The sequence below is a fragment of the Pseudomonas sp. sp1636 genome (assembly GCF_030376615.1).
GTDB lineage: Bacteria > Pseudomonadota > Gammaproteobacteria > Pseudomonadales > Pseudomonadaceae > Aquipseudomonas.
Genome location: NZ_JARRAB010000001.1, coordinates 312,812 through 338,388, shown reverse-complemented (window position 1 = coordinate 338,388; position 25,577 = coordinate 312,812). Strand labels below are relative to the sequence as shown.

The window sequence follows — 25,577 nt, the reverse complement described above, 5'->3', positions numbered from 1 at the left end:
CCTAAACAGGGCGACAATTGTAGAGCAGGAGCCGGCACTCTGGCGAATCAGGTGCCCAATGCGGTGTCTGCCGCTCTTGTAGGAAGGCCGCCCCGGCGCGATGCTGTTGCTTGTTGGGCGGTTCGGGCGGCGTTCCGTGCAGGGCGTAGGGCGACTTCGGAGCGCAGCGACAACCCGCCATTTTTGTGCTGCGCCGCCGAACCATGGTGCACTGCCTGCGGCGAGATACACCCTGCGGATTGAGGGTTGTAATCAGCCTGTCTTAGCCAAACCCGGCAAATTGCAAGTAGCTTGCGGTGATCTGCCCGCCCCAAAGCAGGGCGATCCAGCCGGCGATGGCCAGGTAGGGGCCGAACGGGATCGGCGTGCTGGTTTCGGCGTTGCGCAGGCGCAGCATGAACAAGCCGAGCACGGCGCCGACCAGCGACGACAGCAGGATGGTCAGCGGCAGCACCTGCCAGCCGCCCCAGGCGCCGAGCATGGCCAGCAGTTTGAAGTCGCCGTAACCCATGCCTTCCTTGCCAGTCACCAGCTTGAACAGCCAATACACCGACCATAGACTCAGGTAGCCGCCAATCGCGCCCCATAGCGCGGCTTCCAGGTTGGTGAACAGGCCGAAGTAGTTGGCGATCAGCCCCAGCCACAACAGCGGCAACACCAGTGCATCCGGCAGCAACTGATGGTCGGCGTCGATCAGGCTCATCGCCAGCAGACCCCAGGTCAGCAACAGCATGCCGGCGCCCTGCCAGCTGAAGCCGAAGTGCCAGGCCACATACGCCGAGAGCAACCCGCAGGCCAATTCCACCAGCGGGTAGCGCAGGCTGATCGGGGCTTTGCAGCTTGAACATTTGCCGCGCAGAAACAGATAGCTGAGCAGCGGGATATTCTCCCAGGGGCGGATCTCGTGGCCGCAGTGCGGGCAGCTTGAGTGCGGCAGAATCAGGTTGAAAATGGGCCCGCTGGGCAGCGCTGGCAGTTCGAGGATTTCCCGCGCCTGGGCCTGCCAGTCGCGTTGCATCATTTTGGGCAGGCGATAGATGACGACGTTGAGGAAGCTGCCGATCAACAAGCCGAGCAGCAGTACAGACAAAACAAAGGCCAGCATGTTGCTGGCCAACAAGTTAATCAGGGTCATCGATTATCCGCCGACTACGTTACCCAATTGGAAGATTGGCAGGTACATGGCAATGATCAGGCCGCCCACCAGTACGCCCAATACCGCCATGATCATCGGCTCCATCAGGGTGGTTAGATTATCAACTAAGTTGTCTACTTCGTCTTCGTAGTAGGCGGCTACCTTGTCGAGCATTTGATCCAGGGCGCCGGACTCTTCGCCGATGGCGGTCATTTGAATCGCCATGCTCGGGAATACGCCTGTGGTGCGCATGGCAAAATTCAGCTGCACGCCGCTGGAAACGTCGAGTTTGACTTTTTGCACTGCATTTCTAAAGACGACGTTACCGGTAGCGCCTGAAACAGAGTCCAGTGCCTCGACCAAGGGAACGCCGGCGGCGAAAGTCGTGGACAGGGTACGGGCATAGCGGGCGATGGCTGACTTGTAGAGAACGTCGCCAATAATTGGCAGCTTCAATAGGCTGCGATCCAGCCAATTGCGGAAGCTCTCCGAGCGCTTGTGGGCTTGTTTAAAGGTGTAGGCAAAGGCAAACATGCCGGCGATAACTACTAGCCACCATTTTTGCAGTCCCTCGGAAAGGCCCACCACCATCTGCGTGAAGGCCGGTAGTTCGGCGCCAAAGCCTTTGAATACGTCATCAAAAGCCGGCACGACTTTGATCAGCAGAATGGCGGTGACAATGACCGCTACCACCACAACGGAGATGGGGTAGGTCATGGCTTTCTTGATCTTGGCCTTGAGTGCTTCTGTCTTTTCCTTGTAAGAGGCTATTCGCTCAAGGAGGGTTTCCAGGGAGCCCGACTGTTCGCCGGAATCAACCAGGTTGCAGTAGAGGTCGTCGAAGTACTGCGGCTGTTTGCGCAGAGAGGAAGCGAACGAGTTGCCAGCGGCAACCTCCTGTTTGAGGTTGTCAACCAGCTTGCGCATATTAGGGTTGTCAAAGCCCTCGCTGATAATGTCGAAGGACTGCAGCAGCGGCACCCCGGCCTTCATCATGGTGGCCATCTGTCGGGTAAATAAGGCGATGTCCAGGGGCTTGATCTTCTTGCCGGCGCTGAATAACGCTGCAGCCTTCTTGCGAACCTTGGTCGGGTTTACGCCTTGTTTACGCAGTTGCGCTTTGACCAGGGCGAGATTGGTGCCGCTGAGCTCCCCTTTGAGCTTGGCGCCCTGCTTGTTGGTGCCCTCCCAGGCAAACAGGCTGGTTTTTAGTATTTTTTCCGCCATGGGTTAATCCTTGGTCACGCGGTTGACTTCTTCGAGGCTGGTGATGCCCTGCATGGCCTTCAGCAGGGCTGAGGTACGCAGATCATTAAAGCCGTCTTTGCGCATTTGCGCGGAGATATCAATGGAATTGCCTTCTTCCATGATAATCCGTTGCAGGGCGGGCGTGTTTTTAACCACTTCATAAATCCCGACACGGCCTTTGTAACCGCCGTTGCAGTTTTCGCAGCCAATCGGGCGATAAATCTTGAAGGTGCCGAGCTTGTCTTGCGGGAAGCCTTCTTCGAGCAGGGCCTCGCGCGGGATCTGCACTTCCTTCTTGCAATGGCCGCACAGCTTGCGTGCCAGACGCTGGGCGATGATCAGGTTGACCGAGGTGGCGATGTTGAACGAGGGTACGCCCATATTGCGCAGGCGGGTCAGGGTTTCCGCGGCGCTGTTGGTGTGCAGGGTCGACATCACCATGTGCCCGGTCTGCGCCGCCTTGATCGCGATCGAGGCGGTATCCAGGTCGCGGATCTCGCCGACCATGATGATGTCCGGATCTTGACGCAGGAAGGCGCGCAGTGCGGCGGTGAAGTCCATGCCCTGCTTGGGGTTGACGTTGACCTGGTTGATGCCTTCCAGATTGATCTCCACCGGGTCTTCGGCGGTGGAAATGTTCACGTCCGGGGTATTGAGGATATTCAGGCCGGTGTACAGCGACACTGTCTTGCCCGAGCCGGTCGGTCCGGTCACCAGGATCATGCCCTGCGGTTGCTTGAGCGCCGTCATGTACAGGTCTTTCTGCGCTTCTTCATAGCCGAGCGCGTCGATGCCCATCTGTGCGCTGGAGGGGTCGAGAATCCGCATCACGATCTTTTCGCCCCACAAGGTTGGGCAACTGCTGACGCGAAAGTCGATCGACTTGGTCTTCGAGATGCGCATCTTGATCCGTCCGTCCTGCGGCTTGCGTCGCTCGGAAATATCCAGCGCCGCCATCACCTTCAGTCGTGCCGAGATGCGTGGCGCCAGTTGAATCGGCGGCCGGGCGATCTCGTGCAGAATGCCATCGGTACGAAAGCGCACCCGGTAGGTTTTTTCGTAGGGTTCGAAGTGCAGATCCGAGGAGCCGGCCTTGATCGCGTCGAGCAGCATCTTGTTGACGAAGCGCACGACCGGGGCGTCGTCGGCGCTTTCGCCGGCGACACCGTCTTCTTTGTCGTCATTAATGGCCTGTACGTCAAGCCCGTCGAGATCAACGTCGGCCAAGTCTTCCATGCCGCTGGCCGCGGAGTCGAAAAACTTGTCAATGGCCTCGCCGAGCTTGTCATCCTCGACCAGGATGGCTTCGGTAGTGAGCCCGGTGCTGAACTGGATATCGGTGACGGCCTGGTGATTGCTTGGGTCGGATACGCCGATAAACAGCTTGTTGCCGCGGCGATACAGCGGCAGTACACGGTGCTGGCGTACTAGTTTCTCGCTGATCAGATCCTTGGGCTGGCTTTCTTTATCGATGGTATTAAGGTCGATAAAGGACACGCCAAACTGCTCGGACGCCAGTTCAGCTAGTGCCCGGCTTTTAACCAGTTTGTTCTGCACCAGGTAAGTGACTAGTGATAATGCGTTGCGTTTCGCTTGATTTTGTGCTAGGGAGGCCGTTTTTTCGTCTAGCAGCTTGGCGGCAACCATTTGTTTAGCTAGGCCAGTGAGGGGGGCGTGATCGTTCATGCGGGCTCCATAACAATGCCTGCCTTATAGCCTAGTTATTTCTAGCTGCCAAATGCGTGGGGGCTGGGTGACAAAAAACGGCAGTTAGTGCTCGGTAATAATGGAGGCGTTTGGGTGAGTAAGAGGGCTGGATCATATACCCTTGGGTTCTTGGGGTTGGCATGCAATCTGCTTGCGTCCCTCCTGTCCAATGTAGGTCATTGGCTTGCACACTTAAGGTAAGGAGATGTTATGAAAGCTAATAAAATGCAAAAAGGCTTTACTCTGATCGAACTGATGATTGTTGTTGCCATCATCGGTATCTTGGCTGCTATTGCCATTCCGCAGTATCGTGACTACACGGTACGTTCTGCTGAAAATGCTTGTGAGATTGAGGCCAAGGCCTTCGTCAACGCGCTTATGGTTGCCTTGCATGGTCAGGATCCGGCGGGAGACCGCCCGGTGTACACTAATAATGCATGCACAAACAGCGTTGTGGCAGCTACCGCGGCAGCAACTTTGGCGACAACTGATCTTGCTTTTGTGGCGCAGCAACCGGGCAACCGGACGTTCACCTTTGACTTGTCCTTGGGTGGTGTTGCGAGATAATTTGTATCGTGAGCCGGCGAATTTGTAGGGGCGTCGAAGGCGCTTTCGCCTGAGAGTCGCATGTCTCAGGTGCTGCGTGTAATCTCACGCTCTGATTTATGCGGGGCGTGGTCATGGGCATAACCCGCGATGTGAGCTTAATCGACGTATGTTCCGGCGCGTTGGCTTATCGTCGACGGTGCGTTCAATCATGAGAGGCTGGTCGAGTTCTTTGATCGCGGTATGACGGATCGTAGGGTGGAATCTCCGAAGGAGCTTCCACCGTTTACCGCGACTTGCCTTGCTCCCGAAACCACTGAGACAAAATGCCTCGCCTTGTGCGGGGCATTTTGTTTTTCCACGGTACATAAATGGCGGATTACACCGCTGCGCGGCTAATCCACCGTAAGCGTCCAGCCGCCCCACCTTTCTCAGGTTGAGGAGCCGAGGGGCAATAGCTCATCGATTCGGTTGTTGGGCCGGGTGGGCAGTTTTTCCAGCGTATCCTTGAGCCAGGCAGCGGGCTCGATGCCGTTCAGTTTGGCGGTGGCCAACAGGCTCTGGATGGCGGCGGCGCGACGGCCGGCACGCTCTGAACCGGTAAACAGCCAGTTTTTCTTACCCGCCGCGATCGGCTGGATGATGTTCTCGACCGGATTATTATCGATCGGCAGGTTGGCTCTGTGTGCGTAGCGCGACAGCGCCGTCCAGCGTTTCAGGCTGTAGTCCATGGTATTGGCGAGGGCACTGCCGTTGGCCGCGCCTTGCCGCGTTAACTGCAGCCAGTCGTGCATGGCCTGCAGTTTGGGCAGGGCCTCGCGCTCGCGCAGCAGGTGCCGGGCGGCCACTGGGCTCTGGTTGGCCGCATGCAGGTCGAAGAACTTGCGTCGGGCATGAGCCATGCCAGCGACTTCGTGGATGCCCAAGGCGAACAGCGCCTTGTAGCCGGCAAAGCCGTCCACTACCAGGTGCCCTTTCCAGTCGCCCAGAAAGTCGCGCGCATGCTCACCGCTACGCCCGGCTTGATAGTCGAACACGGCGATGCGCGGCCCTTTGTCCAGGTCGTTGCTGCGGTAGGCTCAGGGGTAGGCGCATTTGGTTTTGCCCTTGCCGGGATCGAGCTGCTGCACGGGCGTTTCATCGGCGTGCAGCACGGGTCGTCGTCGCAATAATTCGCGTAGCCGATCCGCCAAGGGTTGCAAGGCCACGCCGTAGCGCCCGACCCACTCGGCCAGGGTCGAGCGGGCCAGAGGGACACCGTCACGGGCGGCGATCTGTTCGAGGCGGTAGAGCGGCAGGTGATCGAGGAACTTACCGATCAGCACCCAGGCAATCAGGCCTGGGGCAGCCATGCCGCCGTCGATCACCGCTGGTGGAATCGGCGCGGCAGTAATGCTTTCGCACGGGCGGCAGGCGTATTGCGGGCGAATGTGGCGGTGCACGAAGAACTTGGCAGGCGTAACGTCGAGCTGCTCGCTGATGTCTTCGCCGATCTTGACCAGTTCGCCACCACACTGGCCGCAGGTGCAGGTAGCGGGCTCGTGACGGTGTTCAAGGCGCGGCAGATGCTCCGGCAAGGGCTGGCGACCGGCACGCTGGCGCTGGCTGCGCAGCTCCGGCACCTGCTGCTCGACTTCGGCCTCAATGGCGGCGCAGTCGGCGTCAGCCGTCTCGCGGAACAGATTCCGCTGCTCCGGCGACAGAGCCTCGTTTTTGACGCCGAAACGAATGCGCTTGTACTGCGCCAGCTCGAAGGTCAGCGCCTGGATTTTCAGGGCATCGAGCTTGGCTTGGGCGCGTAGTTTTTCGGCCTCGGCGTGCAGCGGAAAGACGGCTGCTGCGACGCCTTCCTGCTGGGCAGGATCGAGGTTGAGGGCGGCGAGTTCGACGGTTAAAGGCATGCGCGGATTTTACCTTAGAGGCGCCTGAAAGACCCGTAAATACTGGCTCTAAGGTGTTATTCGTCACACCTTCCAATGCCCCATTGGCAGCGCCTCGAGGCGCTGCCAATCGACGCCGGTGATGAGCCATTGCCACCGCGCCCGAGTCAAGGTGAACAGCCTGTCGTCGGCGCTAGGCCAGCGGAAATGGCCTTGATGTAAGCGCCGCTGGCTCAGCCACACACCGGTGCCGTCCCACTGCAACAGCTTGAGCCGCGAGCCGCGTCGATTACGAAAGGCGTAAGCCGTGCCATCGCAGGGTGGACGCCCGAGTGCCTGCTGAATGTGCGCCGAAAGCCCGTCGATCCCCAGGCGCATATCGACCGGTTCAACCACCAGCCAAACCTGTGCCGGTGTCAGCATCAGACCATCCCTCGCAGCAATCCAGCCAGCCAGATCGCATCGACGCCTGCCGGCAACGCCAACTGCCAGCCGCTGGCATGTTGCAGCAGCAACTCCCCGCTGACGAATGGCCCCTGCACCGCCAGCGGCACCAGACTCAGCGGGGTGGCCGTCTGCTTGCTGCGCCTGATCCAGTAGGCGAGCGCCTTGGGTTTGAGCTCATGCTGTTGACAGTAAGCGACCTGTGTCAGCCCGTTGTCCCGCCAGGCATGAACATGCCGAGCCCAGGACTCGCGCCGCGCGTGCATCGTTTCCATGTGAATCCCCTGCCGAAAAGCGCAGAGGATGCAGGCCGGGGTGGTCGAACAAAAGGTGGGCGGGCTGGACGCTTACAATCCACCCTGCGTTTGCTAGGGTGCTTGCATCTTGGGTGCTATTGGAGGCATGGAATGCCGACCTATCGTTGGGCTCGCGTGACTGGGGTTACATGGTTTTTTACCGTCAATCTGCTGCAACGGTGGAGCAATGATTTGCTCGTCCGGCATATCGATACGCTGCGCGAATCAATATGCCATGTGTGTCGGCTGCATCCATTTACCATCGGTGCCTGGGTGGTACTGCCTGAGCATATGCATTGCGTGTGGACGCTGCCGCCCGGCGATGCCAGCTTCCCCTTGCGTTGGCGCTTGCTGAAAACTTTCTTTCCTGATTACGTATCAAGCTCAGTTGCTCCGCTGGAATTTCCATCTACGGTTAGCTATGAATAACCAGCAGGAGATGGCTCATACCGCGTAACCAGGTTCAATTCCAGCCGGGCCTTTCGCTAACCGATTTCCTCAATCATTACGGAACCGGGGGGCAATGTCGTCATGCGGTATTCAAGCTGCGCTGGCCAACCGGCTTCAGCTGCCCCGCGTGCGGTCATGAAGGCGCCTGCTGCCAATTGGCGCGCCAGTTGTATCAGTGCAGCCGCTGCCACCACCAAGCTTCGCTGGCCGCGCAGGCGATTTTTGACAGCACTAAGCTCCCACTGGCCACCTGGTTTCTGGCGATTTACCTGCTAACCCAGCGCAAGAACAGCTTGTCAGCTCTACAGCTCTACAGCTCTCGCGTGAGCTGGGAGTGAGCTACAACACGGCCTGGAAGCTCAAGCACAAAATCATGCAGGTAGTGCTCGAGCGAGAACAGAGCATGGTGCTCGCGGGGCGCATCGAAATCGATGATGTCTATCTGAGCGGCGAGAAATCGGGAAAGCGCGGCCGTGGATCGGAAAACAAGGTTCCCTTTATCGCTGTGGTGCAGGCCAGCGCTGAAGGCCATCCCCAGTATCTGCAGTTACGTCGAGTGCGAGCTTTCACGCTTAAGGAAATCGAGCGTTACGCTCAACGGTCGGTGGCTCCGGGAAGTACCGTTTACAGCGACGGTCTTGCTTGCTTCAAAGCTTTCGATGCGAGGAATTGCCTGCACTCGTCAATCGTGACGGGCAGTGGTCGTGCCAGTGCCCAGCATCCAGCATTCAAATGAGTCAATACCCTGCTGGGTAATGTGAAGAACGCACTGACCGGTACGTTCCATGCGTTCGATCTCAAGCACGCACCACGCTATCTGGCTGAGTTCGAGTATCGGTTTAACCGTCGCTTCGATCTGGGCTCCATGATAGAGCGGTTCAGCTATGCTGCGCTGAGGACGCCACCCATGCCATACCGGCTCCTCAACCTGGTTGAGGTTTATACGTAATCAGGCTTCTTTTGCCGGGCGTTACCTGTCGATGAATACCGCGCGCCCAACCGCGTGCTGCGCAGGGAGCGCGGTGTTTGGCAGCGCCGCTATTGGGAATACCTGATCCGCGACGAGGATGATTACCGTCGGCATGTGGATTGTGTGCATGTCAACCCGCTGAAACATCGCTGGCTGGCGCGCGTGGCGGGTTGGCCTTATTCGACCTTCCACCGTGGTGTTCGTGGCGGGTTGTCTCCGCCAGATTGGGCGGGCGACCCTGGGTTCACAGTGCCGGGTGATACTTGAGCGTGTCTTTGGGCATGGCATGTTGGCAACCCATGGTGGATTACGCCTTCGGCTAATCCACCATGCGTGATTGGCGATTGGCTTGGGGTGTAGTGTGGAATCGCCGCGTACGCTCCCACCATTTCCCGCGAATCATCCGGCCAGTGCGCTATCGGTGGTAAGTCAGTGCGCCGCCATGCGTGGGGCGTTGGAGTTTGTGGCCCGTGGAGTATTGGGCGGCTACGTGGCTTACAAGCTCAGCCGCATCGACAAATCCACCGCCTTCACATCCTTGGTCAGGGTGCCGATCGAGATGTAGTCCACTCCGGTCTCGGCGATTGCGCGCAGGGTGCTCTGGTTTATCCCGCCGGAGGCTTCCAGTTTGGAGCGGCCCTGGTTGAGGGCGACGGCCTGGCGCATGTCGTCCAGCGACAGCTCGTCGAGCATGACGATGTCGGCGCCGGCGTTCAGCGCCTCGCGCAGTTCTTCCAGGCTTTCCACTTCGACTTCCACCGGTTTGCCGGGGGCGATTTTGTGGGCGGCTTGCACGGCTTGGGCGATGCCACCGCAGGCGGCGATGTGGTTTTCCTTGATCAGGAAGGCGTCGAACAGGCCGATGCGGTGGTTGTGGCAGCCGCCGCAGGTGACCGCGTACTTCTGCGCCAGGCGCAGGCCGGGCAGGGTTTTGCGGGTGTCGAGTAGTTTGACCGCGGTGCCTTGCACCAGGTCGGCATAGTGCTGGCAGCGGGTGGCGACGGCAGACAGGGTTTGCAGGAAGTTCAGGGCGCTGCGCTCGCCGCTGAGCAATGCGCGGGCCGGGCCTTCGAGGTGGAACAGTGCCTGGTTGGGGCTGACGCGCTCGCCGTCGCGAACCTGCCAGTGCACGGCGACGCGCGGATCGAGCTGGCGAAACACGGCATCGACCCAGGCGGTGCCGCAGATCACGGCGGCTTCACGGGTGATGATGGTGGCGTGGGCCAGGCGCTCCATGGGGATCAATTGGGCGGTGATGTCGCCGCTACCGATATCCTCGGTCAGCGCGCGACGAACATTGGCCTCGATTTCGGCTGTCAGGTCGGCGAGGGTTAGGTTCGGCATGCTGGGCTCCACGGTCAGGATCGGGCGATTATAGGGATTGCCGAGGTTCGCTGCAGCGAGATTGCTCATCTGCGTTAGCGTGACCTCTGTGGTTGGGGCTGTTGTCGGCGGCGTTCAACCCCTCCTGTCGCTCGGTGGCCTGGATTTTTCGGCGATCACCTGGGCTGCAACGGCGGGTGCGGCTGGTCGTTGCCGGGGCGCTGCATATCTGTGACCTGTGTCATATCTGCAGGAAAAGTCTGTTTGGGGCGTGTGCGGCGACCCTATAATCGCGTTAACTTTAAGATTGTTGACGCCATAGCTTTGACGTCATGGATGGCGCTCGGTTGGTTGTTGTGCGGGCCGGTTCGCCCAAGAGGGGGCAGTCTGCAGGAGAGTCGCAATGAAGACTGATGCGAATGTAGTGCGCCTGAATCAAGTGGCCACGGAGCAATCGCCCACTGCGCCGGTAGGCCGACTGCCCGTGGCGCTCATTCACCTACGCGACAAGGCTGCGTTGCAGCTCAGAAAATCCCTGCAAACCCTCTTCGACAATGCCGACGATACGCTGTTCGAGATGGCGGATCGGGCGGCCAGCAATGCCGAGCAGAACGCCTTCTTCGAAGCCATGCGCGATCTGCGGTTGAAGCGCAAGAGTATTGAACGCAACTTCCTGCACACGGTCTTCGAGCCTTTCGCTACCCTCAATCAATACGAAATCGGCAAGCCATCGCCGGGGGCTGTCTCGTTCGACAGCCTGGCGCTGGTGCAGAACGATGAGCTGGAAGAGTCCGTGGCGTTGGACGCCATGGTGGCCAAGGTCATGAGCCGGGACGGCGTGGCGGTCGGCCACCTGAGCACGCGGTTGAATGCCCTGGTCAGCAAGAAACTCGACGACAAGTCCAATCCGCTCGGCCCCGCCGCCCTCTGTGCGGCTTTTCTCGAGGCGTGCAGCAGTCTGGGCGTGGAGATCAAGGTCAAGCTGATCATTTTCAAGCTGTTCGAAAAGTATGTGTTGGGCGATCTCGATCAACTCTATGCCGAGGCCAATCAGGCTCTGGTTGCGGCGGGCGTGCTGCCTGAGCTGAGGTCGGCACCGGCGCGGCGCAACCCGGAGCGTTCCGGAGCGACTGCGCGTGATGCGCCGGAGCAGTCGGCTGGCAGTGTTGGCGAGCAGACCGGCGACGGCGTGCAGGAAGTGTTCGTGGCGCTGCAGGAGCTGCTTGCGCAGGTGCGCGGCAGTGGCGTAACGCGGCGCGACATGCCGGCCGATGCCTCGCCCATCAGCAGTCGCGACCTGCTACGCCTGCTCTCGCATATGCAGCAGCACTCACCGGCTCAGGTCAGCGATGAAGTCGATCTGCGCGAGCAGCTCGAACAACTGCTCAGCCGCGCCAGCGCCCGAAGCGGCAAGGCGCGGGTGGTTGGCGAGGTGGATGAGGACGTCATCAACCTGGTGTCGATGCTGTTCGAATTCATCCTCGATGACCGCACCCTGCCGGATTCGTTGAAAGCGCTGATCGCCCGCTTGCAGATTCCGATGCTCAAGGTCGCGGTGCTGGACAAGACTTTTTTCAGTCGCGGCAGTCACCCGGCCCGGCGCTTGCTCAATGAAATCGCCTCGGCTGCCCTGGGCTGGGGTGAGCAGGACAATACTCAGCGCGACAGCCTGTACCAGAAGATCGAGCAGGTAGTGCAGCGCTTGCTCAACGACTTCGTCGATGATCCGCTGATTTTTTCCGAGCTGCTGGCGGACTTTCTCGCCTTTACCGGCAATGAGCGGCGGCGCAGTGAACTGCTGGAACAGCGCACCCGCGACGCCGAGGAGGGCAGCGCCAAGGCCGAATTGGCCCGGCGCCAAGTCGAGCAGGCGCTGAATGAGCGCCTGCTGGGTAAGTCTCTGCCCGAAGTGGTGGTGCGTCTGCTGCGGGATGCGTGGAGCAAGGTGCTGCTGCTCACCTGCCTCAAGCACGGCGCCGGTTCGGCCGAGTGGCAGGCGGCGTTGGCGACCATGGATGACCTGGTCTGGAGTGCGCAACCCCACGAGGATCCGCAAGCGCGCCTGCGTTTACTCGAACTGGTGCCGGGCTTGCTCAAGGCGTTGCGCGAAGGCATGGCCAGCGCGGCGTTCGATCCGTTCGCCACGGCTGCGTTTTTCAATCAGCTGGAGGCGCTGCATGTGCAGGCTTTTCAGCGTTTCAAGCGGATCATGCCCGTGGCCGAGACGCTGCCGGTCGAAGACGCTGCCGTACCCGGCGTCGATGATGAGGTGTGTTTCGTCTTGGCTGAGGCCCGTGCCGAGCGGCCCTTGCTGGAGCTGCCCGCAACCGCAGAGGCGGCTGGGACGGCGATGATCGAGGTGGTCGAAGAGATCGTGCTGTTGGCTCCGGGGCAAAGCCGGGCGAGCGAACCCGAACTTTGCCTGGCAGATGACGACGAAGCCCTGCTGCAGGTGGATCGCCTGCGGGTAGGCAGCTGGGTGGAGTTTCAGGAGGATGAGGAACACAAGCTGCGCTGCAAGCTGGCGGCGCTGATCAAGCCGACCGGCAAGTACATTTTCGTCAACCGCACTGGCATGAAGGTTCTGGAAAAAACCCGCATGGGGCTGGCGGTGGAGTTCCGCCGCAATGCGATCCGCCTGCTCGACGATGCGCTGCTGTTCGACCGGGCGCTGGAGTCGGTGATCGGCAACCTGCGCAAGCTCAAGGGCGCCTGAACACGCCCGGTTTTTCTGCATCCTATGCAGGAGATGGCGCGCCCCGCGGCGATAGCGGACGACGTCCGCTCCGCAAGCAAAAGCATCGCGCCGGGGACGGCCCTCCTACAAAAGCAGCAGCCATCGCATTAAGCGGATTTCATTCCGACGAGAACCTGTCAGGCGTTCGCCAGGCTGTACCCGGCATGACCAATGCTTGGCTCTGCTGCTAGAGTGGAGGCTCGTTCAAGGAGCCTTTATGCAGCTGGATCCTCGCAGTGGTTGGTGCCAAGGTGCGCGCCACTGCCCGTCGCCCAATTTCAATGCGCGCCCGCAGGAGGAGGTCTCCCTGCTGGTGATCCATAACATCAGCCTGCCGCCAGGGCAGTTCGGTACCGGCAAGGTGCAGGAGTTCTTCCAGAATCGTCTGCGCGTCGATGAGCATCCATACTTTGCCGAGATAGCGGCGTTGCGCGTGTCGGCACATTTTCTGATCGAGCGTGACGGCGCCGTCACCCAGTTTGTCTCGTGTCACGAGCGCGCCTGGCATGCCGGGCAGTCGTGTTTCGCCGGACGGGAGAACTGCAACGACTTTTCCCTGGGAATCGAGCTGGAAGGCACCGATGAACAGCCCTTCAGCGATGCGCAATATGCCGCATTGATTGGCCTGACGGTTGAGTTGCAAAGGGTCTACCCGTCGCTCACCCTAGAGCGGATCTGCGGGCACAGCGATATCGCCCCGACCCGCAAGACCGACCCTGGCCCGGCGTTCGACTGGACGCGCCTGCGCGCTGCACTGATGGATAGGAAGGAGAAATCATGAGTTTTCTGGTGTTGTTGCTGGTGCTGTGGGTGGAGAAATTTTCGGCCTGGCGCAACAAGATCCAGCAGGATGGCCCTTGGTTGCGGCTGCTGGCCAAGGTGGAGCGGCAAGCGGATTTCATCGAGAGCCCCTGGTTGGCGATTGTGTTGCTGGTGGTTCTGCCGCTGCTGGTACTGGGGCTGGTGCTGGCTGTGCTCGAGCCGCTGGCCTACGGTTGGTTGGCGTTGCCGGTGCATCTACTGGTGCTGATATATAGCCTTGGACGCGGCGACTTGCAGGCGGCGCTCGGGCCGTTTCGCGACAGCTGGCGCCGCGGCGACAGTGAGGCGGCCTATCTGGTCGCCCGTCGTGATCTGGCCCTGGAGGCCGACGAAGAGGGTGCGCTGTTGCAACGGGTGCAGGGGCATCTGATGTGGCAGGCCTATCAGAGTTTCTTTGCCGTGATCTTCTGGTACGCGTTACTTGGCCCGTTGGCGGCCTTGGCATATCGGCTGCTGGCCCTACTGGCCGAACATACCGAGCAGGAAATCTTGCGTGAGCGCGCCGTGCAACTGCGGCATGCCTTCGACTGGATGCCGGTGCGGGTGCTGGCAGCCAGTTTCGCCCTGGTCGGCAATTTCGTTGCGGTCAACCGGGCGTTGCTGCATGAGTTGTTGAGCTGGGACATTACCGCGGCGCAGCTGGTGATCAATGTCGGGCGTGCGGCCTGCGAGACGCCGGAGCCGATCATCGGCGAAGCCGGGGTCAGCAGTCTGGATGCCTTGTGGCAGTTGCTGGTGCGCGCCGCCGTGCTCTGGTACGCCATGTTTGCCCTGTGGGAACTGTTCTACTGATTCCCGGCCAGCCAGCGCGCTCGATGATTTCGTAGGGCGCGCTTGAGCGCCGTGACACCCATCGACGCCCATGCGGCATCATCGATTGATTAGCAGGCCGTGGAAAACGGCTATGCCCCAGTGGGGTATTGAGCCCGGGCGCAGCCTGCTAGAGCTTGTTCGCGGATAAATCCGCGCCTACGAAAGCGCGCCCCTCATGCCGCACGTAACGGGGGCATGGCCTCGAGTATCTACCGCGCTCGGCTATGCGGCGTTGCAACGTAGCGCAGCGCAGTAACCGCCTTGCCTGGCCTCCGCGCGCGACCTTTTCAAGGGGCTGTCGATCTTGCTGAAGGTCAAGGTGTGGGGGCATGTGCATGCTTAACTTTAAGTTACAGAGATTGGTGTCGATAACGGGTATACAAGACACCGTGCTCGATCAATCGGCTAGGTGGCTGCTCAGGCGGAACAGCCGTGCCGGTTTGCGCATTGATCGAGACGCCACGGGTCGGGGGCAAGGGACGCAATGACTATCGCAGGAGCCTTTCCGCGGTCGACCTTGTATCGCTACATCACAATAATGAGAACGGGAGACGTCTTGTGAAGACCGTGCTGTATCCGGCCATCGCGCTAATGAATCGCCTCAGCTTCGGCATGAAGTTCAGCTTGATCAGTGTCCTGTTCTTTCTGCCCATGCTGGTCACCAACTTCTATCTGGTGCGTGACTCCTATCGCCAGTTCGTCAGTACCCAGGCGGCCCTGGGGAGCATCAATCTGCTCAGTCAGTCGCTGAATTTGAGGCGCGATTTGGAAAATTTCGCCGACTTGGCGCAAATCAACGCCATGATCGGCCAGTCCGGTCAGACCGGCGATCTGGAGAGTCGCGTTACGCGCCTGCAAAGCGACATGGCGGAAACCATGCGCGGCTTGGCGCCGGTGGCGCACGAAGCCGAGCAGATTGGCGAGTTCATCGCCAAGCGCGACGAAATGATTGCCGAATTGCAAGGCGTGCAGCGCGAAACTTCGCTCCAAGGCAAGGCCGCGTTGGCCGACAAGCTGCTGGGCAGTTCGCAGGTATTTATCAAGCTGATCGCGGCTCAGGCCGGGCTCAGCCAGGATCGTCAGCGCGAAGTGCGGCAGATGACCGAATTGGTGGTTGGTGTTACCCCGCGGGTCACCTCGGCCCTGAGCGAGGGGCGGGCGGTGGGCGCCTATTCCTTGGGCCAGGGTTTCCTCAACTCGGCCGCCAGCACCAAGTTCGACGATTTGCTGTTGGAGCTGGAAAAACTCCATGCCGAGTATGGTTTGAATCTGCAGGACGCCTTGAACAGCAGCCCGGCTGCGCGCGCGGCGCTGGAAGGCTTGGCGACTGCCAGTCAGGCGACTCTGAAAACCAGCGCTGTGCTGTTTGAGGATCAGGTAATAATCGCCGACACCCTGGATATGCCCTGGACACAGTTCTATGAAGAAGTCGGCATGGCCATGGGCAAGACCTATGAGCTGAACGCTGCGGTGTTGGCGTTCCTCGACCAGCAGCTGCAGGAGCGTCTGCAGGAGAACCGTGGGCAGATGGTGTTGTTGGTGGCCGCGTTGGTGCTGGTGTTCCTGCTGATCGGCTACCTCTACGGCGCCTTCTATGTGTCGACCCGGAGCACCTTGAAGAGCCTCGGCGAGGTCATGAATAAAGTTGCGGCCGGCGATATGACGGTCAGTTTCAAGGCGCAGAGCAAGGATGAGCTGGGTGAACTGGGCCAGGTGTTCAACGAAACCGTGCAGAAGATTCATGATCTGATCGAGCGTGTCGGCCAGACCGTGGTCGAGGTCGAGCGTCAGGCCGACAGCGTGGAGCTGGTCTCCGGCGAGAGCAACCAGGCGGTCGCCGGGCAGCGCAGCCAGATCGAACAGGTGGCGACGGCGATGAACCAGATGTCCTCCACCGCCCAGGAGGTCGCGCGCAGCGCCGCCGCGGCGGTCGACAGCGCGCAGAGTGTGAACCGCGAAACCGTCAGCGGTCGAGCCCTGGTCGAGTCCCAGGTCGGCAGCATTCAGCGCCTGGCCGGCGAGATCGACCAATCGGTGGCGGTGATCAACCAATTGGCCAGCGACAGCGCTTCGATCAGCCAGGTGCTGGATGTGATCAAGGGCATCGCCGAACAGACCAACCTGCTGGCTCTCAACGCGGCCATCGAGGCGGCGCGGGCCGGCGAACAGGGACGTGGTTTTGCCGTGGTCGCCGACGAAGTGCGCAACCTGGCCAGGCGCACCCAGCAGTCCACCGAACAGATCGAGAGCATGATCGACAAGCTGCAGGGTGGTGTCGGGGCGGCGGTCAAAGCCATGGGCGCCAGCCATCAAGTGGCCAGTGGCACGGTCAGCGAGTCGGGCAAGGTGCAGTTGGCGCTGGAGAACATCCTCGGCGCGGTGGGCATGATCGTCGACCAGAGCCAGCAGATTGCCGCGGCCGCCGAGCAGCAGACCGCGGTGGCGCACGATATCGATCAGAACATCGTCGAGATCAACCGCGCCGGTGAGCGCACCGCCGCAGGCGCCAGCCAGACCGAGTCGGCCAGCCGCGAGTTGTCCGGGCTGGTGTCGCGTTTGAAGCAGCTGATCGGCGCGTTTCGCGTCTGAGGGCTGGCGCTGCGGCAGCCCGCCGGATTTGCGCCGCGCCGAGCAACCATCGGCGCACTGCCTACGGCGAGTGGCACCCTGATATAGATCGCGGGTTGCCCGGGCTACTCGGTGGTGTTCATCGCGCCCAACCGAACAATTCCGCGGCATTGCGGCTGCTGGCCGCGGCCAGTTGTGCCGGCTCGACATCCATCAGCCGCGCCAGTTCGGTGCAGATTTCCGGCAGGTATTCCGGGCTGTTGCGCTGGTGCGGGTGCATGGCCGGGGCCATGTCCGGGGCGTCGGTTTCCAGCACCACGGCTTCCAGCGGCAGGCGCGCCAGGGTCTGCTGCAGGCGCTTGGCCTGGGGCCAGGTCGGCGCACCGCCGAGGCCCAGTTTGAAACCCAGCTTGAGGTATTCGCGGGCTTCCTCGACGCTGCCGGCGAAGGCGTGGATGATCCCGCCGCGCTTGAGCCTGAAGCGTTTCAGGCTGGCGATGGTCGGCGCGTGGGCACGGCGCACATGCAGCAGGGCGGGCAGCTCGAACTCGGCGGCCAGCTCGAGCTGGGCCTCGAACAGTGCCTGCTGGCGCTCGCGGTCGAGCTGCTCGAGGAAGTAGTCCAGGCCGAACTCGCCCACCGCGCAGAGTTGCGGGTGGCCGGCCAGGCGCTGCAGCCAGTCGCGCAACTCGCCCAGGTGCTCGGGACGGTGCTGCTCGAGATAGGCCGGGTGCAGGCCGAACGCCGCGTACAGGCCGGCATCGCTGCGCACCAGCTCCCATAGGCGTTGCCAGTTGCCCTGGTAGACGCCGAGCACCACCAGCTTGTCCACACCTTGGGCGCGACAGCGTGTCAGCAGTTCGCTGCGGTCGGCATCGAAGTCGGGGAAATCGAGGTGAGTGTGGGTGTCGGTCAGGCGCATGGGCAAAGCATCGGCGATTTCTTGCCGTTGCGCCAGTTCATGCGTCCCGTAGAGGGGGCTGCAGTCCACCCGACAGTGCGCGGCGGATCTTGAGGGGGCGGGATGGCCTCCGGCCGGGTTGGTAGTCGTTCTCCTCGATGGCGTGCGGGGCCGCACGGGCGATCGCGGAGTCACTTCGGTGCGCCACGCAGCGGTGCGATGCTATCCAGCAACTGCTCGGCGAAGGCGCGATACAGGGCTATCGGCGAGATGCGCGCGGAGAGGCTGCTGGCCAGTAGGCTGGCGGCGAGGATCGGCAGGGCCATGTCCTGGCTGTGTGCCAGCTCGATGGTGATCACAGTGGCGGTCAGCGGCGTGCGGGTGACGCCGGCCAGGTAGGCGGCCATGCCGAGCAGGCCGGCGGTCTGCAGGTCGATCCCGGGAATCCAGTCGACCAGCCAGGGCGCCATGCCGGCGCCGACCGCCAGCGACGGCGAGAACAGGCCGCCGGGGATGCCCGCCAGGTAGGACACCACGTTGGCCAGGAACTTCCACAGGATGAACCACGCGTCGGTTTGCGGTTGGCCTTCGAGTAGGGCGCGGGTTTCGGCATAGCCGGTGCCGAATACGTGCTGTCCGGAGACCGCCCCGAGCAGCACCAGAACCAGGCCGCAGGCCGCGGCGAACAGCACCGGACGACGTGCGCGCCAGGTGCCGAGCAGGGCCAGCGGGCCGCGCCTGGCCGGCAGTACCAGGCGGCAGTAGAGGCCGCCGAGCACCCCGCCGAGTACTCCGCAGGCCAGCACCGCCAGCCAGGCGCGGCTCAGCGGCAGCACGGCGCTGAGCTCGCCGAAGTAGCTGTAGCGACCGACCAGACCGAGGGTGACCAGGCCGCCGATCAGCACGGCCATCAGGATCAGGCCGTTGAAGCTCTGCTCCATGCGCTGGCTGAGTTCCTCGATGGCGAATACCACCCCGGCCAGCGGGGTGTTGAAGGCGGCGGCGATGCCGGCGGCGCCGCCGGCCATGATCAGCCCGGACAGCGCGTGGCGGCCGTGCAGGCCGAGGCGTCGGCCGAAGTTGTACATCAGTGCCGCGCCGACGTGCACCGTGGGCCCCTCGCGGCCGACCGAGGCGCCGCAGAGCAGGGCCAGCACGGTCAGCAGCATCTTGGCGATGGCCACGGGCACCGCCAGCAGCTGGTTGCGCAGGCGCGTCGAAGGCTGCTCCAGGCAGGCGATGACCTGCGGGATGCCGCTGCCCTTGGCCTCCTTCAGCCAGCCCTGGGTCAGCCAGGCGAGCAGGGCGAAGCCCAGCGGGGTGACCAGCCAGGGCCAGTAGGCGCTCTGTGCCAGCAGCCATTCGAACTGTTCGAAGGCATGGTCGGCCAGCCAGGCGAAGGCCAGGGCGGTGAGGCCGACCAGCAGGGCGCCGAGCCAGAAGGCCGCGCGCTGGCGCAGGCTGCGCAGGCGACGACGGCGCTCGCGCAGGCGTTGGGTGGGGCTGCGGGCAATAGAGGGGGTTGCCATGGTCTCCCGGGGTCACAGGGGCTCAGGGCTTCTAAGTGTAACGCGCCGAGCGGATGCTCGCCTGACTGCGGCCCTGCGCGGCGAGGGATTGCCCCTCGCCGTCTGTTAGTGGGTCAAGGCACCGCGACAACATGCCCGGGCAGCCCTGCGGGCTGCATTTGCCGCGGGGCGCGCCTCCTACAGGGTTCTGCACGGCTTGAATCCATGGGTAAGCGGATTAACCGTGCGGGCCACGGGCTTAGCAGGCCGTTGAAAAACTACCTGCGTTGTCGATGCGTCGTTAAAACAGGCTCAAAATGCTCATTTACAACCCGTAAACTGCGCTTTTGATTCGCTACGCTCCCCCCTTCGGGGCCAGCCTGCGGCTGTTACTGCGCTGCGCTACCTTGCGCCTGTTTTTGCCTAGCCTCGGCTGCCTCGCCTACATTCTTCAGCGGCCTGCTAGTGGTGCTCGCGGGTGGCGCGGAATTTCACGTCCGGCCAGCGTTCTTCCATCAGCGCCAGGTTGACCCGGGTGGGCGCCAGGTAGGTGAGGTGGCCGCCGCCGTCGATGGCGAGGTTCTCCACCGCCTTGTTGGAAAACTCCTCGAGCTTCTTCTTGTCGCCGCAGTCGATCCAGCGCGCCGACCAGACGGTGATCGGCTCGTAGGCGCACTCGACCTTGTATTCCTCTTTCAGGCGGCTGGCGACCACATCGAACTGCAGCACGCCGACCGCGCCGAGGATGATGTCGTTGCTGCGCTCGGGGAAGAACACCTGGGTCGCGCCTTCTTCGGCCAGCTGTTGCAGGCCCTGGCGCAGCTGCTTGGATTTCAGCGGATCCTTCAGGCGCACGCGGCGGAACAGTTCCGGGGCGAAGTGGGGGATGCCGGTGAAGCCCAGGCTCTCGCCTTCGCTGAAGGTATCGCCGATCTGGATGGTGCCGTGGTTGTGCAGGCCGATGATGTCGCCGGCGTAGGCCTCTTCGAGCATCTCGCGCTCGCTGGAGAAGAAGGTCAGGGCGTCGCCGATGCGCACGTCCTTGCCGGTGCGCACGTGGCGCATCTTCATGCCCTTTTCGTACTTGCCCGAGCAGATGCGCATAAAGGCGATGCGGTCGCGGTGTTTCGGATCCATGTTCGCCTGGATCTTGAACACGAAGCCGCTGAACTTCTCTTCGGCGGGTTCGACGGTGCGCTCGTGGGCGACCCGCGCCAGCGGCTTGGGTGCCCAGTTCACCACCGCGTCGAGCACGTGGTCGACGCCGAAATTGCCCAGCGCGGTGCCGAAGAACACCGGGGTCAGCTGACCGGCCATGAACTCGTCCTGGTCGAACTCGTGGCAGGCGCCCTGCACCAGTTCCAGTTGCTCGACGAAGCGCTGGTACTCGTCGCCGAGGTGGGCGCGGGCTTCGTCGGAGTCGAGCTTCTCGATGATCTTCACCTCGGTGCGCTCATGGCCGTGGCCCGGCGTATAGACGATGATGTAGTCGCCTGCCAGGTGGTAGACGCCCTTGAAGTCGCGGTAGCAGCCGATCGGCCAGGTGATCGGCGCCGCTTTAATTTTCAGCACCGCCTCGATTTCGTCGAGCAGTTCGATCGGGTCGCGGATGTCGCGGTCGAGCTTGTTGACGAAGCTGACGATCGGCGTGTCGCGCAGCCGGCAGACGTCCATCAGGGCGATGGTGCGCGGCTCCACACCCTTGCCGCCGTCGAGCACCATCAGCGCCGAATCCACTGCGGTCAGGGTGCGGTAGGTGTCTTCCGAGAAGTCTTCGTGGCCGGGGGTGTCGAGCAGGTTGATCATGTGCTCGCGGTAGGGGAACTGCATCACCGAGGTGGTGATGGAGATGCCGCGCTGCTTTTCCATCTCCATCCAGTCGCTGGTCGCGTGGCGGTCGGATTTGCGCGACTTCACCGTGCCGGCGATGGCAATCGCCTTGCCCATCAGCAGGAGTTTCTCGGTAATCGTGGTTTTACCGGCGTCGGGGTGGGAAATGATGGCGAATGTGCGCCTTTTGGCGACTTCGGCGGCCTGCTTGCTCATGCTGGGGGAACCCGTCGACTGATAGTCGGTCTGTCAAAAAAGGGAGCGATTATAGCGGCAAACGGCCTTCAGCGCGGCGACCTGTAGTCAGGACGGGAGAAACGCCATTTACCGGGCTTTGTGCAGCATTTCGTGACGCCTTGTTTTGAATCCGCAACGACCTCCGAATCAGTCGACAAAACGCAGCGTAAAGACGACATTTTTGATTGATCTAAGCGCTCCAGGGTCCTAAAGTTCGCGGCCGAACGTCCATGCTGGCAACGATCCATCCGGCTCAAGTACTGACGACGAGAGATCGATATCGATACTCGGCGACATGCCTTGGGAAGTAGGCGAACCAAAGTGGGGAAACTGATCAGGCGTTCGTGGCTTTGCTATTACTTAGTGAGGCACCCCTAATTACCTTTGTTTGTTTTGCCATTGGAGTCCCCGCATGCCGATTCAGGTCGAAGACTACTACCCGCGTGAAACCTTCCAGAAAATGAAGGCCTTCGCCGACCAGCAGGAAACCCCGTTCGTGGTGATCGATACCAAGATTATCGATCAGGCCTACGATGACCTGCGCGCCGGTTTCGAATTCGCCAAGGTCTACTACGCGGTGAAGGCCAACCCGGCGGTCGAGATCATCGACCTGCTCAAGGACAAAGGCTCAAGCTTCGATATCGCCTCGATCTACGAGCTGGATCGGGTGATGAGCCGCGGTGTCGGCCCGGAGCGCATCAGCTACGGCAACACCATCAAGAAAGCCAAGGACATCCGCCACTTCTTCGAGCAGGGCGTGCGCCTGTTCGCCACCGACTCGGAAGCCGACCTGCGCAATATCGCCAAGGCCGCGCCGGGCTCGAAGGTCTATGTGCGCATCCTCACCGAGGGTTCCACCACCGCTGACTGGCCACTGTCGCGCAAATTCGGCTGCCAGACCGACATGGCCATGGATCTGCTGATCCTCGCCCGGCAACTGGGCCTGGTGCCCTACGGCGTGTCCTTCCACGTCGGCTCGCAGCAGCGCGATATTTCCGTGTGGGACGCGGCCATTGCCAAGGTCAAGGTGATCTTCGAACGGCTCAAGGAAGAAGACGGCATCGAGCTGAAGATGATCAACATGGGCGGCGGCTTCCCGGCCAACTACATCACCCGCACCAACAGCCTGGAAACCTACGCCGAGGAAATCATCCGCTTCCTCAAGGACGATTTCGGCGACGACCTGCCGGAAATCATCCTCGAGCCGGGCCGCTCGTTGATCGCCAACGCCGGCATTCTGGTCAGCGAAGTGGTGCTGGTGGCGCGCAAGTCGCGTACCGCCGTCGAGCGCTGGGTGTATACCGACGTCGGCTTGTTCAGCGGCTTGATCGAAACCATGGGCGAGGCGATCAAGTTTCCCATCTACACCGAGAAGAAAGGCGAGATGGAAGAAGTGGTCATCGCCGGGCCGACCTGCGACAGCGCCGACATCATGTACGAGAACTACAAGTACGGCCTGCCGCTCAACCTGGCGAGCGGCGACCGCCTCTACTGGCTGTCCACCGGGGCCTACACCACCAGCTACAGCGCGGTGGAGTTCAATGGCTTCCCGCCGTTGAAGGCCTTCTACCTGTAAGCGTTCGCGCTACCTGAAAACCCGCCTTCTGGCGGGTTTTTGCGTTCTAGGGCCTGGGGCGAGTAACGGCTCGCTGACGGGCTACGCAAAAAGTTCCGCGATCCGTTAAATATTTCTTGATTGATAATTATTACTGAATAGAATTGCGTCTCTTTCTATCTGGGAGTGATTCGCATGCGCAAGTGTGGCAAGGGTATGGGCAGTCTGCCGCAGCGTCGTCTGCTGGCTTGTGCGGTCGCATCCGCCAGTCTGCTACTGGTCTCGGCACCGCCGGTCATCGCGGCAGAAACGGACAGCGTCACGCTGGCGCCGATGCAGGTGGTGCAGAAACGCAACGCCTATGGCGTCGAACGTGTCCGCACCGCCACCAAGACGGACACGCCGCTGCGCAATGTGCCGCAGGCCATCAGCGTGGTGACCGACGAGCAGATCCGCGACCAGTCCATGCAGGGCATGGCGGACGTGGTGCGTTACGTGCCGGGCGTGCAGATGGCCCAGGGCGAGGGCCACCGCGATGCGCCTATCCTGCGCGGCAATGCCACCACGGCGGACTTCTTCGTCGACGGCATGCGCGATGACGTGCAGTATCTGCGCGACCTGTACAACGTGGAGCGGGTGGAGGTGCTCAAGGGCCCCAATGGCATGGTCTTCGGTCGCGGCGGCAGCGGCGGTCTGATCAACCGGGTGACCAAGCAGGCCAACTGGACGGATGGCCGCGAACTCGGCCTGACCTACGGTTCCTGGGAGAATCGGCGGATGACCGGCGATTTCAACCAAGCAGTCAACGAGCGCCTGGCGCTGCGCCTGACCGCACTCTACGAGGACTCCAACAGCTTCCGCGACTATGGCGAAGTGGAGCGCTGGGCGATCAATCCGACCGCGAGTTTCGCCCTGAACGACGCCACCCTGATCGAAGCCGGCTACGAACATTTCGAGGACGACCGCACCGTCGACCGTGGTCTGCCGTCCGTCATCAAGGCTGGGCACCGCCGTGGCGAGCCGCTGAAGGTCAATGAGTCCACCCACTTCGGCAGCCCCGACGACAGCTTCGCCACGGCTGAGGTGGATGCGCTGAACGCTCGCATCACCCATGAGTTTGCCGATGGGGTGAGCCTGAGCAACCAGACCCGCTATGCCGATTACACGAAGTTCTACCAGAACGTCTACCCGTCCGCTGCCTACAACGCGACTACCAACCTGGTCAGCCTCGGCGCCTACAACAATGCCACCGACCGCACCAACCTGATCAACCAGACCGACCTGACCGTTTCCGGCCATGCCTTGGGCTTCGACCACACCTTGCTGGTTGGCGCCGAGCTGAGTCGTCAGGTCACGGAAAACTTCCGCGAAACCGGCTTCTTCAATGCGGCCGGCACGCAGAAAAACACCACCGTAACGCCGCAGGACAGTATCTATCGGGGGCCGGTGGTGTTCCGCCACGGCGCGACCGACGCCGAGAACAAGAGCGTCGCCAAGACCGCGGCGTTCTACCTGCAGGATCAGATCGAGCTGACCGAGCAGTGGGAGGTTCTGGTGGGGGTGCGCTACGACAACTTCAAGGTCGATGTGGACGACTACAAGGGCGGCGGTCACGCCAAGCTGTCCAGCTCGGACGATCTGTTCTCGCCGCGTGCGGGGCTGATCTACAAGCCGCTGGACAACCTGTCCTTCTATACCAGCTACTCCATCGCCTACGTGCCGCGCGCCGGCGAGCAGCTCGCCTCGCTCAGCGCCAGCAACAGTGCGCTCGACCCGGAGGAGTTCACCAACCGCGAAATAGGCGTCAAGTGGGACGTCACCGAGCGACTGGCCGCGACTGCAGCGCTCTATCGCCTGGAGCGCACCAACGTGGCGACCGCCGATCCGCGCGACCCGACCAGCTCGATCTTGGTCGACGGCCAGCTAGTGCGGGGCGTCGAGCTGAGCCTCAGCGGCCACCTGACCGAGGCTTGGCAGGTCACCGGCGGCTATGCCTACCAGAACAGCGAAATGCAGACTCCAGGCTTCGAGGGCAACGAAATCGCCCAGGTGCCGCGCGACTCCTTCTCGCTGTGGAACCGCTACGACTTCGATCCGCAGTGGGGCGTGGGGCTGGGCCTGATCTACCAGAGCGACGTCTTCGCCGCGGCGGACAATAAGGTGGTGTTGCCGAGCTTCACCCGTGTCGATGCGGCCGTGTACTACACCGTCAGCCCGCAGTTGCGCCTGCAGTTGAACGTGGAGAACCTGCTGAACGAGGAGTACTACGCCTCGGCGCACGGCAACAACAACATCATGCCGGGTTCGCCGCTGGCCGTTGGCCTGAGCGGCAACGTCGCCTTTTGAGTACGGCCTGCTAGCCTGTCGCGCTCAACCGTAACTTGGCAGAAGGCCGTCCCTGTGGGCGGCCTTCTGCTGTCTGTAGCATGGGCGCAATCCTGGGCACTCTGTCCGGCGGCAGGCAAGCGGCCAGGGAAAGGGTAGCGATGTCTTGGCCGCCTCGCCTGCATTGTTCAACGGCCTGTTCAGGAGGCTGGCGGCGGCAGGGCGGGGCGTCGCTGGGAACGTCCGCGCCCCGGTCGAGCGGGGCCGGAGCGCGGGTTCACT

At 61.8% G+C, this 25,577-nt stretch carries 15 protein-coding genes and 5 pseudogenes; 10 read left to right on the top strand and 10 right to left on the bottom strand.

Translation table 11 applies throughout. The features are described from left to right. Nucleotides 1-262: 262 nt before the first annotated feature. From P8H27_RS01550 to pilB, 3 genes are read right to left on the bottom strand one after another with little or no spacing between them, the layout of a single operon-like run. Nucleotides 263-1,135 carry an A24 family peptidase gene (locus tag P8H27_RS01550; protein WP_289634854.1) on the bottom strand — a complete coding sequence of 291 codons (873 nt, stop codon included), beginning with the start codon at nt 1,133-1,135 and terminating at the stop codon, nt 263-265. A 3-nt stretch (nt 1,136-1,138) separates the two neighbouring features. Then, on the bottom strand, nt 1,139-2,362 hold the full coding sequence (locus P8H27_RS01545; RefSeq protein WP_289634853.1) for a type II secretion system F family protein: 1,224 nt from the start codon (nt 2,360-2,362) through the stop codon (nt 1,139-1,141). Between the two features lie 3 nt (nt 2,363-2,365). Further along, complete coding sequence (pilB, locus tag P8H27_RS01540) at nt 2,366-4,069, bottom strand: type IV-A pilus assembly ATPase PilB (RefSeq protein ID WP_289634852.1); 1,704 nt, start codon at nt 4,067-4,069, stop codon at nt 2,366-2,368. Nucleotides 4,070-4,300: 231 nt separating this feature from the next. Between pilB and P8H27_RS01535 the strand changes: the two are divergent. After that, nucleotides 4,301-4,418, top strand: a pseudogene (locus P8H27_RS01535) (prepilin-type N-terminal cleavage/methylation domain-containing protein); the annotation flags it as partial. 649 nt (nt 4,419-5,067) lie between these two features. On the opposite strand, the pseudogene P8H27_RS01530 reads toward P8H27_RS01535, so the two are convergent. The 3 genes and pseudogenes from P8H27_RS01530 to P8H27_RS01520 all read right to left on the bottom strand — a co-directional run bounded on the left by P8H27_RS01530 (nt 5,068) and on the right by P8H27_RS01520 (nt 7,235). Next, nucleotides 5,068-6,537 (bottom strand): annotated as a pseudogene (locus P8H27_RS01530) (IS66 family transposase). A gap of 63 nt (nt 6,538-6,600) precedes the next feature. Then, nucleotides 6,601-6,939, bottom strand: coding sequence for an IS66 family insertion sequence element accessory protein TnpB (gene tnpB, locus P8H27_RS01525; RefSeq protein WP_289634851.1), 339 nt, complete (start codon nt 6,937-6,939; stop codon nt 6,601-6,603). Further along, entirely contained in the window at nt 6,939-7,235 is a 297-nt protein-coding gene (locus P8H27_RS01520) for a hypothetical protein (RefSeq protein WP_289634850.1), read from the bottom strand. The genes tnpB and P8H27_RS01520 overlap by 1 nt, the downstream gene beginning before the upstream one ends. A 132-nt stretch (nt 7,236-7,367) precedes the next feature. Between P8H27_RS01520 and P8H27_RS01515 the strand changes: the two are divergent. Further along, nucleotides 7,368-7,622, top strand: a pseudogene (locus P8H27_RS01515) (transposase); the annotation flags it as partial. Nucleotides 7,623-7,702: 80 nt separating this feature from the next. Then, a pseudogene (locus tag P8H27_RS01510) lies at nt 7,703-8,655 on the top strand (IS1595 family transposase). A gap of 516 nt (nt 8,656-9,171) precedes the next feature. On the opposite strand, the gene nadC reads toward P8H27_RS01510, so the two are convergent. Further along, a complete protein-coding gene (nadC, locus tag P8H27_RS01500; protein WP_289634849.1) occupies nt 9,172-10,020 on the bottom strand; it encodes a carboxylating nicotinate-nucleotide diphosphorylase in 849 nt (282 codons plus the stop codon). 382 nt (nt 10,021-10,402) lie between these two features. On the opposite strand from nadC, the gene P8H27_RS01495 reads away from it, so the two are divergent. The 5 genes and pseudogenes from P8H27_RS01495 to P8H27_RS20570 all read left to right on the top strand — a co-directional run bounded on the left by P8H27_RS01495 (nt 10,403) and on the right by P8H27_RS20570 (nt 16,960). Then, nucleotides 10,403-12,715 carry a DUF1631 domain-containing protein gene (locus P8H27_RS01495; RefSeq protein WP_289634848.1) on the top strand — a complete coding sequence of 771 codons (2,313 nt, stop codon included), beginning with the start codon at nt 10,403-10,405 and terminating at the stop codon, nt 12,713-12,715. A gap of 238 nt (nt 12,716-12,953) precedes the next feature. Next, nucleotides 12,954-13,517, top strand: a complete 564-nt coding sequence (gene ampD, locus P8H27_RS01490) for a 1,6-anhydro-N-acetylmuramyl-L-alanine amidase AmpD (RefSeq protein ID WP_289634847.1) — start codon at nt 12,954-12,956, stop codon at nt 13,515-13,517. Then, the gene (gene ampE / locus P8H27_RS01485) at nt 13,514-14,350 is read left to right on the top strand and encodes a regulatory signaling modulator protein AmpE (RefSeq protein ID WP_289634846.1); all 837 of its coding nucleotides are present in this window, start codon (nt 13,514-13,516) and stop codon (nt 14,348-14,350) included. Before ampD ends, ampE begins: the two co-directional genes overlap by 4 nt. 612 nt (nt 14,351-14,962) lie before the next feature. Continuing rightward, a pseudogene (locus P8H27_RS20575) lies at nt 14,963-16,105 on the top strand (HAMP domain-containing protein); the annotation flags it as partial. A gap of 141 nt (nt 16,106-16,246) precedes the next feature. Beyond that, nucleotides 16,247-16,960: a methyl-accepting chemotaxis protein gene (locus P8H27_RS20570; protein WP_374761313.1), complete on the top strand. Its 714-nt coding sequence runs from the start codon at nt 16,247-16,249 to the stop codon at nt 16,958-16,960. 118 nt (nt 16,961-17,078) lie between these two features. Here P8H27_RS20570 and P8H27_RS01475 read toward each other — a convergent pair whose 3' ends face one another. From P8H27_RS01475 to P8H27_RS01465, 3 genes are all read right to left on the bottom strand, one after another. After that, on the bottom strand, nt 17,079-17,861 hold the full coding sequence (locus tag P8H27_RS01475) for a TatD family hydrolase (protein ID WP_289634844.1): 783 nt from the start codon (nt 17,859-17,861) through the stop codon (nt 17,079-17,081). Nucleotides 17,862-18,031: 170 nt separating this feature from the next. Then, complete coding sequence (locus P8H27_RS01470) at nt 18,032-19,369, bottom strand: chloride channel protein (RefSeq protein ID WP_289634843.1); 1,338 nt, start codon at nt 19,367-19,369, stop codon at nt 18,032-18,034. A gap of 441 nt (nt 19,370-19,810) precedes the next feature. Further along, nucleotides 19,811-21,394, bottom strand: a complete 1,584-nt coding sequence (locus P8H27_RS01465; RefSeq protein ID WP_289634842.1) for a peptide chain release factor 3 — start codon at nt 21,392-21,394, stop codon at nt 19,811-19,813. Nucleotides 21,395-21,827: 433 nt separating this feature from the next. Here P8H27_RS01465 and P8H27_RS01460 point away from each other — a divergent pair, with 433 nt between their 5' ends. Together P8H27_RS01460 and P8H27_RS01455 are read left to right on the top strand one after the other, a co-directional pair. Continuing rightward, nucleotides 21,828-22,991: a type III PLP-dependent enzyme gene (locus tag P8H27_RS01460; RefSeq protein ID WP_289634841.1), complete on the top strand. Its 1,164-nt coding sequence runs from the start codon at nt 21,828-21,830 to the stop codon at nt 22,989-22,991. Between the two features lie 174 nt (nt 22,992-23,165). Then, nucleotides 23,166-25,316, top strand: coding sequence for a TonB-dependent siderophore receptor (locus tag P8H27_RS01455; protein WP_289634840.1), 2,151 nt, complete (start codon nt 23,166-23,168; stop codon nt 25,314-25,316). The last annotated feature ends 261 nt before the right edge of the window (nt 25,317-25,577 follow it).

Excerpts from the sequence above, each read along its gene's own strand:
- P8H27_RS01550 (WP_289634854.1), bottom strand. The coding sequence starts at position 1,135 with ATGACCCTGATTAACTTGTTGGCCAGCAACATGCTGGCCTTTGTTTTG.
- P8H27_RS01545 (WP_289634853.1), bottom strand. The coding sequence starts at position 2,362 with ATGGCGGAAAAAATACTAAAAACCAGCCTGTTTGCCTGGGAGGGCACC.
- pilB (WP_289634852.1), bottom strand. The coding sequence starts at position 4,069 with ATGAACGATCACGCCCCCCTCACTGGCCTAGCTAAACAAATGGTTGCC.
- tnpB (WP_289634851.1), bottom strand. The coding sequence starts at position 6,939 with ATGCTGACACCGGCACAGGTTTGGCTGGTGGTTGAACCGGTCGATATG.
- P8H27_RS01520 (WP_289634850.1), bottom strand. The coding sequence starts at position 7,235 with ATGGAAACGATGCACGCGCGGCGCGAGTCCTGGGCTCGGCATGTTCAT.
- nadC (WP_289634849.1), bottom strand. The coding sequence starts at position 10,020 with ATGCCGAACCTAACCCTCGCCGACCTGACAGCCGAAATCGAGGCCAAT.
- P8H27_RS01495 (WP_289634848.1), top strand. The coding sequence starts at position 10,403 with ATGAAGACTGATGCGAATGTAGTGCGCCTGAATCAAGTGGCCACGGAG.
- ampD (WP_289634847.1), top strand. The coding sequence starts at position 12,954 with ATGCAGCTGGATCCTCGCAGTGGTTGGTGCCAAGGTGCGCGCCACTGC.
- ampE (WP_289634846.1), top strand. The coding sequence starts at position 13,514 with ATGAGTTTTCTGGTGTTGTTGCTGGTGCTGTGGGTGGAGAAATTTTCG.
- P8H27_RS20570 (WP_374761313.1), top strand. The coding sequence starts at position 16,247 with ATGAACCAGATGTCCTCCACCGCCCAGGAGGTCGCGCGCAGCGCCGCC.
- P8H27_RS01475 (WP_289634844.1), bottom strand. The coding sequence starts at position 17,861 with ATGCGCCTGACCGACACCCACACTCACCTCGATTTCCCCGACTTCGAT.
- P8H27_RS01470 (WP_289634843.1), bottom strand. The coding sequence starts at position 19,369 with ATGGCAACCCCCTCTATTGCCCGCAGCCCCACCCAACGCCTGCGCGAG.
- P8H27_RS01465 (WP_289634842.1), bottom strand. The coding sequence starts at position 21,394 with ATGAGCAAGCAGGCCGCCGAAGTCGCCAAAAGGCGCACATTCGCCATC.
- P8H27_RS01460 (WP_289634841.1), top strand. The coding sequence starts at position 21,828 with ATGCCGATTCAGGTCGAAGACTACTACCCGCGTGAAACCTTCCAGAAA.
- P8H27_RS01455 (WP_289634840.1), top strand. The coding sequence starts at position 23,166 with ATGCGCAAGTGTGGCAAGGGTATGGGCAGTCTGCCGCAGCGTCGTCTG.